We start from the raw sequence: 13116 nt of genomic DNA, 5'->3' as shown, positions 1-13116 counted from the left end.
GAGAACGTCCATGTACTCACGCATTTTCATCCGTCTGGCCGCCCCCCTGGCTCTGACCCTGCTGCTCCCCTTCGCCATCGGTTTCGAATGGCCGGCCGCCCTGCGCTGGGCGATCCTGACCACGATGACGCTGAGCTGGCTCGGCTTTGCGTGGTGGACCACCCGCGCCCAGGCGCACCGTTCCCCGGAACACGCCCGTGTCCTGCGTGAGCAGGACCAGCTGCTGACCGAACTGCGCAACTTCGTCGGCAACGAGATCGACGGTTCGCGTGGCGAAGTGGAACGCGCCCGTGACCTGATCCGCCAGGCGGTGTCCAGCCTGGGCGGCAGCTTCGACGCCATGAACCGCAAGTCGCGCCAGCAGAGCCAGGCCCTGTCGCGCATCGTCGATCGTGCCGGTGATGAAGGCAATGCCGGCCTCGACGTTGCCCGTTTCGCCCAGCACGCCAGCCATCGCATGGAGCAGCTGGTGGAAGCACTGGAACAGGTGAGCGGCCAGAGCAGCACCACCGTGCAGCACATCGACCAGATGGCGCAGCACCTGGATGGCATCTTCGCGCTGCTGGAAGACGTCAAGTCGATCGCCGACCAGACCAACCTGCTGGCCCTGAACGCTGCAATCGAAGCGGCGCGTGCCGGTGAAGCCGGTCGTGGCTTCGCGGTGGTCGCCGACGAAGTGCGCAACCTGTCCGAGCGCTCGACCACCTTCAACGAGCAGATCCGCAAGCTGGCGCACAGCTCCAAGGACGCCATTGCCAAGGTGCGCGAGACGGTTTCGCACATGGCCTCGCGTGACATGGACCGCTCCCGTGAAGCGCGCCAGGAAGCGGCGGCGATGCTCGACAACGTCGCGCAGATCAATGCGTCGCTGGGTGATGGCATGCGCGAAGTCTCCGACTGCGCCCGTTCGATCGATGGCAGCGTGGCCGAAGCTGTACGCGCCCTGCAGTTCGAAGACATCGCCACCCAGGCGCTGGGCGGCGTGCACACCCACCTGGACCGCCTGACCGCGATCAACCGCGAGGCGGTGGCCCTGCAGGAACTGCTGCACCGCAATGGCGGCGTGTTCGACGAAGAGATCGCCACCGCCCTGCAGCGCACCGGCAGCCGCCTGCGCGAACTGCGCAGCGAATGGGAACGCCCGCCGCACAAGCCGGTTGCCCAGCAGAGCATGGGCGCCGGCACCGTCGAGCTGTTCTGATCCTGATGTCCGCTGCCGTTGCCGGCAGCCCGCAAGGCCCCGGTTCGTCCGGGGCCTTTGCCTGTGACCCGCCGTTGGATGCATCCTGTACACGCACCATGACCCTGATCCGCGCCCTGCCCTCCCTCGCCGACACCGAGCGCCCGCGCAACGCGAGCGTGCGTGAGCAGCTGCAGCAGCTGGAAGAGGTAGCACGTGAGGAGATCCGCGAACTGCAGCAGCTGGCGGATGCGCGGCCTGGCCCGTCACGGGCGGATGAGGCGCTGCTGGGACTGGCGTGGGACCTGGGGTTGGACGGGGACGCCTTGAGGTAGACCCACGCCATGCGTGGATGGTCTTCACCACCACCCGCTCCAAACCCATGGCATGATCCGCCCATGCCATCTACGGCTGGACACGGAGTGTCGTCGCATGAGCACCACGTTCATGACCTGGCTGGGATTTGCTGTGATGGTGCTCATCGCGGTCACCTTCACCTGGCGCCCCGCCTACGCCACTTTGCGGCCACCCCGGCATAGACCTGTCGCATTCCTGTTCGGCAGCCTGCTCTTCATGCTGATGGCCTTTCTATGTGCCTGGATGGCGGCAACTGCCATCAACACCGGGCACGTCCATCTAAGCCATCACCGCGCCGGCACCATTGATGCATGGCGGGACATCGAGCCGATGACCTTCTGGCTGATCATCGTGGCGGCGTACGTGTTCGGACTGCTGATCGCCAGCTATTCCATTGCAGGCATCGCATTGATGAACCGGTAGATCCACGCCATGCGTGGGTGCATGCGATCGCCCCACCACCCTCCACCCTTTCGGACTTGTTGCATGGCGTGGGTCACAGGCGCAGGGCACACTCGTCGCTCTCCCCCCTGGTGGCCGCATGGCATTCAATTTCGAAGAAGCGCGAGAAACCTTCGAACAGTTTCTGATCATCATGGACGATCAGATTGAATGGCTGATCGAACAAGCACAGCTCCGCGGCGTCGACCTTGACGGCAGCCTGGAGAGCCTTGATCGCTTGGAGGCGCTGTACACGACGATGGCTGCAACGTTGTCGGAGGACGAACAGGATGGCCTGAGGATTGTGTTTGCACGATATCTGGGCGATGTAGTGTGGGAGCATCACGGCGGCAAATGGACCCTGCCACTGGATGATCCAAAAGACATCAATTTCAACATGCCGGTTATCGTGGGGCACTCATCCTGCCCGTGGCTGGAATTCAATCCCATCCATACGATGCATTGCTATGCCCTACGCCCAAAGGCTGGAATGCTCCGAAGCATCGTCGCGCACAGTGTTGATCCACAGATTCTGGATCTCAGCGATCTGGTGGAAGACGATTGAATCCAGGAGACTGCTCGATTCACTGGACCGCCCCGCGAGGACGGTAGCTGGTTCCGGGCAACATCCACGCATGGCGTGGATCTACTGGGGTGGCGAAATCGCTATGGCATGATGCGCAGGTCCCGTTCATGGAAGACCGATGGCCATCGCCCTGATCGCCGCGCTGTTGATCGAAGTCCTGCTGCTTGTGCTGTGGGCGCCGTTCTTCTTCCGCACCGGCATCGTCCTGTTCAATCAACGCATTGCCGCTACGCCGGCAGAGCTGGCGCAGCTTTCGCTGGCCGGGTTGGAGCATGATCTGCCGGCCGATACCTGGCTTCGCCTGGTGTTCCGCGCGCTGCCGGACGGCAGTGTCGCCTTTCGCGAGAGCTTCGCGCCGAGCTTTGGCGGTCGCTACTTTCCGCTGATGCGCGGGCGGGTGATGATCGACGCGCAACGCAGGGAGGTGCGGGTGGTCGGGCGGTGCAGCTGGTTCGCGCTGGGCCTGACACTGATGCTGGTGCCGATCATCCTGGTCCGCCCGGCTGCGTCGCCGATGCTGGTGGCCCTGCTGCTGTTCTACATGGGCTATTTCATCCAGCGCCGACGCTATGCACATGTGGTGGAAGCAGTGCGCGCACGGCTTCGCTCCGAATTTCCGCAGCGAATGGTTGCCGCATCGCAGTAGATCCACGCCATGCGTGGATGATCGCGAGCACCGGCATTCGTGTCGACCAAGGTCGACACCTACCAGAGCGGTGCGTCGGCGTGCGGCGATCCCGCCGGGCAAGGCCCGGCGCTACCCTCAGCGTGCCAGCACGACCTCGCTGGCAGCGTCGGTGCGCCCGGGCGCGGCGTGCTGCTGGCGCAGCCACTGCGCCAGGTCGCGCGGGCTGAGCGGGCGCGAGTACAGGTAGCCCTGGATCTCGTCGCAGCCCTGGCGACGCAGCATGTCTTCTTCCTGGTGCGTTTCCACGCCCTCGGCCACCACTTTCATGCCCAGCGCGTGGCCCAGGTGCACGATGGCCTGGGTCACTTCGGCCGTGCCCGAATCATGCAGCATGCCCTGCACGAAACTGCGGTCGATCTTCAGGCGGCCCACCGGGAATCGGTTAAGGTAATTGAGGTTGGAGAAGCCGGTACCGAAGTCGTCCACCGCCAGCGGCACGCCGTGCCGTTCCAGCACGTCGAAGCAATGGCGCAGGATGTCGGTGTCACGGATCAGCGCCGACTCGGTCAGTTCCAGCTCCAGCCGCTGCGGCGGCCAGCCATGGGCATGGCAGATCTCGATCACACGTTCGGCAAAACCGCGGTCGCGCAGCTGCACCGCCGATACATTGACCGCGATGCGGTCGAAACACAGGCCAGCCCGGTCCCAAGCGATCGCCTGGCGGCAGGCTTCGTTCAGCACCCAGTCGCCGATGCGCACGATCTCGCCGCACTTCTCTGCAATCGGAATGAACTCGGCCGGGCTGCAGTAGCCGATACCTGGGCGATGCCAGCGCAACAAGGCTTCGATCGCTGGCGGCTCGCCCTGGTGCGCGTGCAGCAGCGGCTGGTAGGCCAGGCTGAACTCTTCGCGTTCGATCGCGCCGTGCAGGGCATGCTCCAACTCGAGCTTTCGCTGGATGCGGGCCAATGCGTCCTGGCTGTAGTACTGGTAGGTGTTGCGCCCCGCTTCCTTAGCCGCGTACATCGCGGCGTCGGCGGCACGCAGCAGTGAATCGAAATCGGTCTGCGCATCGCCCAGCATCGCGATGCCGACGCTGGCACCGACCTTCAACGTGGTCTCGCCACGGCGCAATGGCTCGGCCAGCGAAGCGATCAGCTTCCGCGCCACGTGGCCGGCGTCTTCCGGCTCGGCCAGGTCGCGCAACACCACGATGAACTCGTCGCCACTGAAGCGGCCGAACAGGTCGTTGTTGCGAAGGTTCTGGTGCAGGCGGGTGGCGGCAGCCTTCAGCAGCGCATCACCGGTGGCATGACCGAAGCTGTCGTTGATGGTCTTGAAGCCGTCCAGATCAATGAACAGCATCGCCAGCGAGGTGCCGCGGTCGCGCGCTTCCTCGATGGCTTCTGCCGTCTGCTCGCCGAGCAGCACGCGATTGGGCAAGCCGGTGAGCAGATCGTAGTGCGCCAGCAGCTCGATGCGCTCGTTGGCCTCGCGCTCGCGGGTGATGTCACGGAACAGGACCACGAACCGAGGCGGCAGGCCGTCACGGCGATCCAGCTCGATCAGTACCTGCACCCACACGCGCAGGCCGGACTGGCGGTAGAAGCACAGGTCCAGCTGTTCGGGCAGCCCGCCGCCGGCAATCCGGACCAACGCGGCGTCGAAGGCATTGCGCGAATCCTCGGTGTACAGCGCCAGCGCCTGGTCGAGGGTGATCGGCTCCTTGCGCAGGCCATGGATGCGGTAGCACTCCTCGGTCCACTGCATATGCCGGGTCTGCACTTCGATCTCGCAGCCGCCGATGCGGCCCAGCGCGGACACGCGGTTGAGCAGTTCGGTACGCCAGCGGATCAGTGCATCGGTCTGGTGCTGCTCGGTGATGTTCTGCACCTGGCCGAGCAGGCGCTTGGGCTGGCCATCGGTGTCCAGCAGCGGCTGCATCCACAGCCGCAGATGCTGCGACGGTTCGTTGCCCCGGGTCAGTTCCAGTTCGATGTTGGCGGCCCGGCCATCGCGCCACAAGCGTCGCCATGCTGCGCGTAGCGCACCACGCGAGCGCGGATGCAGCTGCTTCAGCCAGCGCCGCTGGCCGGGTACGGCCCCCTGCTCCAACGCCAGCAGCGAACGCAGCTCCGGCGACCACCAGAAATGACCGCTGTTGGGGTCGAACGACCAGCTGCCCATGCTGGCGATGCGCTGGGCCTCGCTCAGGTGCAGCTGCTGTTCCTGAAGCAGCCCTTCCAGCTGCTTCTGTTGTTCGATATCGGTATGCGTGCCGACCATGCGCAGCGGCTGGCCATCGGCGGTGCGCGCGACCACGCGCCCGCGGTCCAGTACCCAACGCCACTGGCCATCGGCCTGGCGGAAACGGAACTGTGCACTGTACTGCTCGCTCAAGCCACGCAGATGCTCATCCAGTGCAGCCCGCACCTGTGCGATGTCCTCGCTGTGCACGCGGGCCAGAATCTCGGTAGCGGTTTCATCGCCCAGTGCCGGGGTGCGCACCACACGGTCGCTGGGAATGTCCCAGTCCCAGAGGCTGTGCCCGGCGCTGTCCAGCGCCAGCTCCCAGCGCCCACCGCCGCCGAGCGGCACCGGCTCGGGAATGCTCAGCGTGAAGGCCAGCAGGTTGCCGGCGCCATCATGCACGGCGCGCAGGTGGCCGTCGTAGTGCCCGTGCGGGCCACCCGGCAGCGTGCAGGCCACGATGCCGCCATCGGCGGCCATCAGGCGCAGATCTTCCAGCATCGGCGCATACGCAGCCACGGTCGCCGGCAGGCCATGCTCGCGCGCAGCCGGATTGGCCGCCAGCGGGCGGCCCGTGCGGTCGACGATGACCAGCGCCGACGCAAGCGGGTGCTGCAGCAGGCTGGCGATGATCCCTTGGTCCACGCGATCTTGCTCCGGATGACACGCCCGTCAGCGGGGCACGCAGTGGTTAACGGCGCCTGCGGCGGATAATTGAGTGGTCTGGGCGCACCTGCGCGGTAAGATGGCCGGCGCCCCTTTCTTCCGCCCTGTCCATGCCCGCAGAACCGACCGGCAACGCCCCAGTTCCCGACCCGCGGATGGCGCAGGCGCTGAGCCGCGACCGGCGCCGGGTGGTGCTGAGCTACCTGGCGATGGCACTGGCCTGGATGATCTCCACCGACAGTGCAGTGCAGGCACTGGTGCCCGACCCGCAGCAGGCGGCCTTCTGGCAGGGCCTGAAGGGCTCGTTCTTCGCCCTTGCCAGCGCCGGCCTGCTGTATCTGCTGCTGCGCCCGCTGGCCGAGCATGTGCTGCACACCCATGCACGCCAGCAGGCCTCCGAGCTGCGCCTGCGGCAGATGTTCGAAGGCAACCCCGGCCCGATCCTGGTCTACGACCTGGACACACTGGCAATCCTCGATGCCAATCCGGCGGCCTGTACGGCCTTTGGCTGGGACCGTGACGAACTGCTGGAGCAGACCATCGATTCGCTGTGGCCGCCAGGCCAGGACCTGGCGCTGCAGACCAAGCTGGAAGCGATCCGCGAGGCACCGGAGGAACTGTGCATCCTGCGTACCCAACTGCAGCTGCGCGACGGCTCCCTGCGCCAGATGGAGCTGCGCTCCAATGCCATCAGCTATGACGGCCACAACGCCCGCCTGCTGATTGCCATCGACCGCACCGCTGAAGACCTGGCCCAGCTGCGCCGTGACCAGGCGCTGGCGCGGGTCGAAGAAGCCCACGAGCTGGCGCGCATCGGCGCCTGGGAACTGGACCCCTCCACGGGACTTGGCCGCTATTCGAACCAGGTCTATCGCTTGCTCGGTCGCCGCCCGCCCGAGGCGCGGCGCTGGCATCGCTTCGACGAACTGCTGGTGCCGGCAGACCCGGCCACCGCCACCCAGACCGAACAGCTGCTGGCCGAGCTCTGCTCCGGCGAGCCGGTCCAGGTAGACGTGCTGTTGCCGTTGCTGTCGATGGATGGGCGCGCCTTGATGGTGCATCTGCGTGCGGCCAGCGGCATCGACGAGGCCGGCCGCAACCGCGTGCTGGGCACCCTGCAGGACGTGACGGAGCGCGAGCAGTCGCGACGCCTGCTGCGCGAGCGCGAGGAACAGTTCCGCGAGCTGGTACGAGTACTGCCCGACGGCGTGGTCATCCTCTCCGACGAACACGTGCTGTACGCCAACGCCTGGGCCGCCAGCCTGTTCGGCTATGGCAGCCACACCCTGCTGGGCGAACCCCTGTCAGCACTGGTGGACAGCGCCGATCTGGCCCGCGTGCGCAGCCAATTGCGTGCAGGCCAACCACACCTGGGGCCCGGTCACAGCAGCGTGGTGGCGATGCAGCGCGCGGATGGCCGCAGCTTCCATGCCGGCCTGGCGGTGGGCGAAGTGCGTTATGGCGGACGCGACTGCAAGCTGCTGATCGTGCGCGACCTGAGCGATTCCGAACGCACCCGCACTGCACTGGAAACCAGCAACCGTGAGCTGCAGGCGATGGCCGGCCGACTGTTCTCGCTGCAGGAAGACGAGCGCCGCGCGATCTCGCGCGATCTGCACGACGACATCGGCCAGGCGATCACGGCGATCAAATTGTCCGCCCATGCCGCGCAGGACGAGCACGATCCGCAGCGCCGCGCCGAGGACCTGGCACAGATCGTCAGCCTGGCCGACACCACGGTAGCCAAGCTGCGCGACATCTCCACCCTGCTGCGCCCTCCGCAGCTGGACGCGCTGGGCCTGGAAGCGGCCCTCAGCTGGCAGGCACGGGTGCTGTTCCGTTCTTCGCAGGTGGAGCTGCTGGCCGAGATCGAACCCCTGCCTCATCGCCCCGACAACAGCATCGAACAGGCCTGCTTCCGCATCGCACAGGAGAGCCTGACCAACGTGCTGCGGCACGCACGCGCGAGCCAGGTACACCTGCAACTGCGCGACATCGGCAAGCGCAGCCTGCACCTGCAGATCCGCGACGACGGCGAAGGTTTCGACCCGGACGGTCCGCGCGGGCTGGGCCTGATCGTGATGCGTGAGCGTGCGCAGAGCGTCGGTGGCCATGTGCGGATCGAATCCGCACACGGCGAAGGCACCCTGATCGACGTACACCTCCCCTACCAGGCGGCCAGCATGGCCGCCGTTGAGTCACCGGACTACTGAGCCTATGTGGAATCCCAACCAGCCCCCGGTCAGCATCGATGATGCGCCTGATCGCCTTGGCGCCGGCAACCCCGAGCTGCAGGCGATGGTCGCCGAGGCGGCCTCGGGCGGCACCGCACTGATGTTGATGCACGTGGACATCGACCACTTCGCCTCGGTCAACGAAAACATGAGCGCCGAGGTGGGTGACCAGGCCCTGGTGCTGGTGGCGCAGCGGTTGCAGTCCTACCTGCGTGGTCGCGGCAAGCTGTGGCGCCACGGCAGCGATGAGTTCCTGATCGCAGTGCCACGCACTGCCGACGTGCCATTGCCGGAGGACTTCGCCGAGGAGATCCGCCAGCAGATGGAGCTGCCGCTGTCGGTGCTGCCGTACACCTTGTTCATGACCGGCAAGCTGGGCGTCAGCCTGTGCCCGGACCATGCCAGCAGCACCTCGCGCCTGCTCGATCACGCCGAGGATGCGCTGTACCAGGCGGCCCGCGAAGGCGGCAACGCGGTGCGCATCCACGCCGTGGATACGCCACCGAGCGCGCACAGCGAAAGCATCATCGCCCGCCAGATCGTGGACGCCATTCCCAACGGCGAACTGAAACTGCGTTACCAGCCGCTGGTCAGCGCCCGCGATGGCCACGTGGTCGGCATGGAAGCGCTGCTGCGCTGGCAGTCGCCGACGCTGGGCATGCTGGTGCCGGAGCGCTTCATGCGCACCGCCGAGCGGCTGGGCATCATCGTGCAGATCGGCACCTGGGTGCTGGAAGGCGCACTGAAGCAGGCACGCCTGTGGCGCGACCAGGGCTTCGACGACTTCACCATCGCGGTGAATGTCTCCACCCTGCAGCTGCTGCGGCCCAACTTCTTCGCTGAAGTCATGGGCCTGATCCAGGCCGCGGGCGTGCCGGCACAGATGCTGACACTGGAGATCAACGAAAGCGCGCTCACCAACAACGTCAACTTCGTGCACGAGACGCTGGCCAATCTGCGCAACGAAGGCATCAGCCTGAGCCTGGACAATTTCGGCACCGGTGATTCCAGCCTGAGTGCACTGGTCCGCTACCCGGTGGACAAGCTCAAGATCGATCGCAGCTTCATCAAGAGCGCACCGGCCGGCAACCGCGAGGCCGCCATCGCCCGCGCGATCATCGCCATGGGCCACCAGCTGGGCATGACCGTGATCGCCAACGGTGTGGAATCGCAGGCCCAGCTGGGCTTCCTGCGCCGCAACGACTGCGATGTGTTCCAGGGCTATCTGTTCGGCGAACCGATGTCGGCCGATGCCGCCGGCATGACCCTGCGCCGCCGCTACCTGCGTCCGGAAGCCTTTGCCGAGACCCGTCCCGACCGCACGCTGCTATTGCTGGACGACGAAGAGAACGTACTGCGCTCGCTGGTGCGTCTGTTCCGTCGCGACGGCTACCGCATCCTGGCCGCCGGCAACGTGCGCGATGCGTTCGACCTGCTGGCAATCAATGACGTGCAGGTGATCCTGTCCGACCAGCGCATGAGCGACATGAGCGGCACCGAGTTCCTGGGCCGGGTGAAGATGCTGTACCCGGACACGATCCGCCTGGTGCTGTCCGGTTACACCGATCTGAACACCGTGACCGACGCGATCAACCGCGGTGCGATCTATCGCTTCCTGACCAAGCCGTGGAACGACGACGAGCTGCGCAAGCACATCCACCAGGCGTTCCGCACCTATGAGGAACAGCGCCGCAGCAACGCCGGTCCGGCGCCGGTGGAAAGCGGAGATGGCGGCGAGGATCGCCCATTGCGGTAACGATCCCCTCTGGTAGCGCCGGCCGCTGGCCGGCTGCTCTGGATGTCGGGTTCAATGAGGTTGCCGGCCAGCGGCCGACACTACCCGAAGCGCGAAACCAGGTCGGGGACAAGCCCTGGTAGAGCCGGCCGCTGGCCGGCTGCTCTCGATGCCCGGTCCAATGGGATCGCGGGCCAGCGGCCGGCACTACCTGAAGCGGTCAGCGCGGCTGCTTCACCGGCAGCACCACGCGGAAACGTGAACCCACGCCCGGGGTACTGTCCAGGTCGATGCGGCCGTGGTGCTTGTTGATGATGCTGTAGGAGATCGACAGGCCCAGGCCGGTGCCGCTGCCGACCGGCTTGGTGGTGAAGAACGGATCGAAGATGCGCTGGCGCAGTTCCGGCGAGATGCCGCCGCCGGTGTCTTCAAACTCGACCCATACATGATCGCCATCGACGCCGGTACGCACCGTGATCGTGCCGCGCTCGGCGATGGCGTGGCCGGCGTTGAGCAGCAGATTCATGTAGACCTGGTTCAATTCCGACGGCAGGCACTCCACCAACGGCAACTGGCCGAACTCCCGCACCAGGGTGACCTTGTACTTCAGCTCGTTCCAGATGATGTTGATGGTCGATTCCAGGCCCGCGTGCAGGTCGACCAGCTTCCACGACTCGTCGCGGCCGGAATACGAGAAGTCCTTCAGATCACGCACGATGCGCGTCACCCGCTCGATGCCTTCGCGCGACTCGGCCATCAGCTGCGGCAGGTCGCGGCTGATGAAATCGATGTCCAGGCGGTCACGGATATCGTCGATCTCCGGGATCAGCGCCTTCGGGTCCGGCGCCCGCAATGCGCGCTCGTAGGCTTCGATCACGGTGAACAGGCTGCGCAGGTACTCCTGCAGGCTGCCCAGGTTGGAGTGCACGTAGCCGATCGGGTTGTTGATCTCGTGCGCGACGCCTGCGGCGAGCTGGCCGATCGAGGCCATCTTCTCCGACTGCAGCAGTTTTTCCTGGGTACCGTTGAGGCGCAGGTAGGCCTGCCGCAGCTCTGCATGGCGCTGCTGCAGTTCGCGTTCGTAGTCTTCCTGGCCTTCGATGTGGCGGAACAATGCCAGGAAGTGGCCCTGGCCCACCGGGCCGTGGTGATACAGATGGGCGATGACCACGCCCTCGCCCAGCGGCAGGCTGCCGTTCCAGTGACCATGCTGGCGCGCCTGTTCCAGCGCATCGGGCGGCAGCAGTTCACGCAGGCGCTGCGGCGGTGGCAGACCGCCGCCCTCACCACTGGCCAGCAGGTTCTGCGCAGCCGGGTTGGCCAGGGCCACCTGCCCGTCTTCGGTGAACAGCAGCAGCCCTTCGCGCAGGCGCTCAAGCAGCGCCTGCAGCACCGGCTGCGGCGGAAGGGGGGCGGTAACCAGGGCGTTGGCAGCGGACACGGCGACTCGGGGCATTCGAACAGGCGCCCAATATACGCGGTCGTGCGGTGGGCTTCAGCCCGCTTGATGGGGTTGTGCGACCGCCGTCGCGTCAGGCGACGGCGAGTGGGCGGCGCGCAGTGACCGTGTGCGCCTGACCCTTGGCATCGTAGGCCGAGGCATCTTCGGTGCGGCCCAGCTGGCGCAGTGCCCAGTTGACCTCGCGGCGGCGGCGCGACAGCAGTACGCCGTTGGCACGGTTGCGCTCGGCCAGTTCCTGCAGCTGTTCACCCTCGCCCACCGGCGGCGCGCCTTCCAGCGCACGCAGCGCCTCCAGCTTGGCACCGGTGGCCCGGATCAGGGCGTGCACGTCGTGCTCGACCAGGGCCTGGCGTTCAACGTCCAGGGCCTGGGCAAGACGCTGCAGCGGCTCGCTCATCGCCGCAGTCATCCGTGCAGCTGCTGGTCCAGCTCGAGCATGCGCGATGCGATCGCGTCCGGATTGATCTTGTAGGTGCCGTTCTGCAGTGACTCGCGCACCGCAGCCACGCGCTGGGCGTCGATTGCCGGGGCGGTGGTCAGCTCACGCTCGATGGCCTGCAGATTGGTGGCCTCGCCGGTCAGGCGCAGGCTGTCGGCCGCTTCGACCGGGCGCGCCGCCGCATCGGTGCTGACGCCGGGCTTGTTGGCCGGGGTCGTCACGCTGCGCAGTGCCTGGGGGACCTGCAGGTTGCCGTCGATTTTCTGGCTCATGGGGTGTCCTGGAGTTGCCGTTCACAAGGGATAACGGCCGCAGGGCCGTGATCTTTAGGGATATTTTGCGGTAAATCAACGCGCCACGATTACGTCACCGGCGGCATCGACCGTGCCCTGCACGATCCGCCGCGAGGACAGGTTCTCCACCGAGACCCGTTCGTTTTCACCGGCATCGCCCATCGCACGGCCTGCAATACGGACCTCGACCGAGCCGCGACGCGAAACCAGGGCCACGTTGTCTCCTCGCTTGATGAGACGCTGCACCACCAGATCGTTGTTCGACAGCAGGGCTCCGGCCTGCAACGGACGGCGGGCGATGCGGCCGATCGCTGCATTCGGATCGGCCAGCACCGCACCGGCAATCCGGGCGGCGTCACGCTGGGCAGTGGTGATATCGGCGGCGGTGAGGGTTTCTCCAGTACCGATTCCACGGTTGAGCACCAGCACGGTCTGGTTGCGCCGCACCTTTACTGGTACGAACAGGCGCCACCCGCCGGCATCGGGGCAGCTGACTTCAACCGTGGTGTTGGCGGTGGGCTGCACCTGCAGCGCGCCACCACACCTGGGCAAGCGCAGCGCATCGGCCACCTGGGCCTCACCCTCGCTGCCGGCCGGCAGCGTCGACAACGCGGCGGTACGGATACTGGCCACCGGCTGCCAGTCGGCGGCAACCGCCCACGGCGAGGCTAGGGCCAGCGCGATGGCGAAGAGCGATGTGACCCGGCGCATGGCGCCTCCTGTCGAAGGGATCTGGCCCAGGTGCGTGCAAGGGGTGTGCCAGATCGACGGAGCGGCTTCTGTAGAGTAGGGGCAGACGAGGAAGGGACAACGGAGACGCGAACTATAGGAAAGAGAATGAGAAA

General features: G+C 66.3%; 12 protein-coding genes. 7 read left to right on the top strand and 5 right to left on the bottom strand.

Features of this window, described 5'->3' with window-relative positions:
• Positions 1-10: 10 nt before the first annotated feature.
• From ABE423_RS15465 to ABE423_RS15445, 5 genes are all read left to right on the top strand, one after another.
• Positions 11-1201, top strand: a complete 1191-nt coding sequence (locus ABE423_RS15465) for a methyl-accepting chemotaxis protein (protein WP_032127364.1) — start codon at positions 11-13, stop codon at positions 1199-1201.
• Between the two features lie 98 nt (positions 1202-1299).
• A complete protein-coding gene (locus tag ABE423_RS15460) occupies positions 1300-1515 on the top strand; it encodes a hypothetical protein (RefSeq protein ID WP_125895711.1) in 216 nt (71 codons plus the stop codon).
• 97 nt (positions 1516-1612) lie between these two features.
• The gene (locus ABE423_RS15455) at positions 1613-1960 is read left to right on the top strand and encodes a hypothetical protein (protein WP_346486635.1); all 348 of its coding nucleotides are present in this window, start codon (positions 1613-1615) and stop codon (positions 1958-1960) included.
• 118 nt (positions 1961-2078) lie between these two features.
• Complete coding sequence (locus ABE423_RS15450; protein ID WP_346486634.1) at positions 2079-2543, top strand: hypothetical protein; 465 nt, start codon at positions 2079-2081, stop codon at positions 2541-2543.
• 139 nt (positions 2544-2682) lie between these two features.
• On the top strand, positions 2683-3210 hold the full coding sequence (locus tag ABE423_RS15445; RefSeq protein WP_125895714.1) for a hypothetical protein: 528 nt from the start codon (positions 2683-2685) through the stop codon (positions 3208-3210).
• 117 nt (positions 3211-3327) lie between these two features.
• On the opposite strand, the gene ABE423_RS15440 is transcribed toward ABE423_RS15445, so the two are convergent.
• Positions 3328-6087: an EAL domain-containing protein gene (locus tag ABE423_RS15440; RefSeq protein WP_346486632.1), complete on the bottom strand. Its 2760-nt coding sequence runs from the start codon at positions 6085-6087 to the stop codon at positions 3328-3330.
• A gap of 131 nt (positions 6088-6218) precedes the next feature.
• Here ABE423_RS15440 and ABE423_RS15435 point away from each other — a divergent pair, with 131 nt between their 5' ends.
• The gene (locus tag ABE423_RS15435; protein WP_346486630.1) at positions 6219-8321 is read left to right on the top strand and encodes a PAS domain S-box protein; all 2103 of its coding nucleotides are present in this window, start codon (positions 6219-6221) and stop codon (positions 8319-8321) included.
• A gap of 4 nt (positions 8322-8325) precedes the next feature.
• Complete coding sequence (locus ABE423_RS15430; RefSeq protein ID WP_032127372.1) at positions 8326-10098, top strand: EAL domain-containing protein; 1773 nt, start codon at positions 8326-8328, stop codon at positions 10096-10098.
• Between the two features lie 199 nt (positions 10099-10297).
• Here ABE423_RS15430 and ABE423_RS15425 read toward each other — a convergent pair whose 3' ends face one another.
• From ABE423_RS15425 to flgA, 4 genes are all read right to left on the bottom strand, one after another.
• Positions 10298-11518 carry an ATP-binding protein gene (locus ABE423_RS15425; protein ID WP_019337422.1) on the bottom strand — a complete coding sequence of 407 codons (1221 nt, stop codon included), beginning with the start codon at positions 11516-11518 and terminating at the stop codon, positions 10298-10300.
• Positions 11519-11609: 91 nt separating this feature from the next.
• A complete protein-coding gene (locus ABE423_RS15420) occupies positions 11610-11948 on the bottom strand; it encodes a flagella protein (protein WP_010485882.1) in 339 nt (112 codons plus the stop codon).
• Positions 11945-12250, bottom strand: a complete 306-nt coding sequence (gene flgM, locus ABE423_RS15415; protein ID WP_019337421.1) for a flagellar biosynthesis anti-sigma factor FlgM — start codon at positions 12248-12250, stop codon at positions 11945-11947. Before flgM ends, ABE423_RS15420 begins: the two co-directional genes overlap by 4 nt.
• A 75-nt stretch (positions 12251-12325) precedes the next feature.
• Positions 12326-12982: a flagellar basal body P-ring formation chaperone FlgA gene (gene flgA, locus ABE423_RS15410; protein ID WP_049421927.1), complete on the bottom strand. Its 657-nt coding sequence runs from the start codon at positions 12980-12982 to the stop codon at positions 12326-12328.
• Positions 12983-13116 lie beyond the last annotated feature (134 nt).

Source organism: Stenotrophomonas sp. TWI1409, from assembly GCF_039673015.1.
Lineage (GTDB): Bacteria > Pseudomonadota > Gammaproteobacteria > Xanthomonadales > Xanthomonadaceae > Stenotrophomonas > Stenotrophomonas maltophilia_A.
This window is presented reverse-complemented; position numbering and strand designations above follow the sequence as displayed.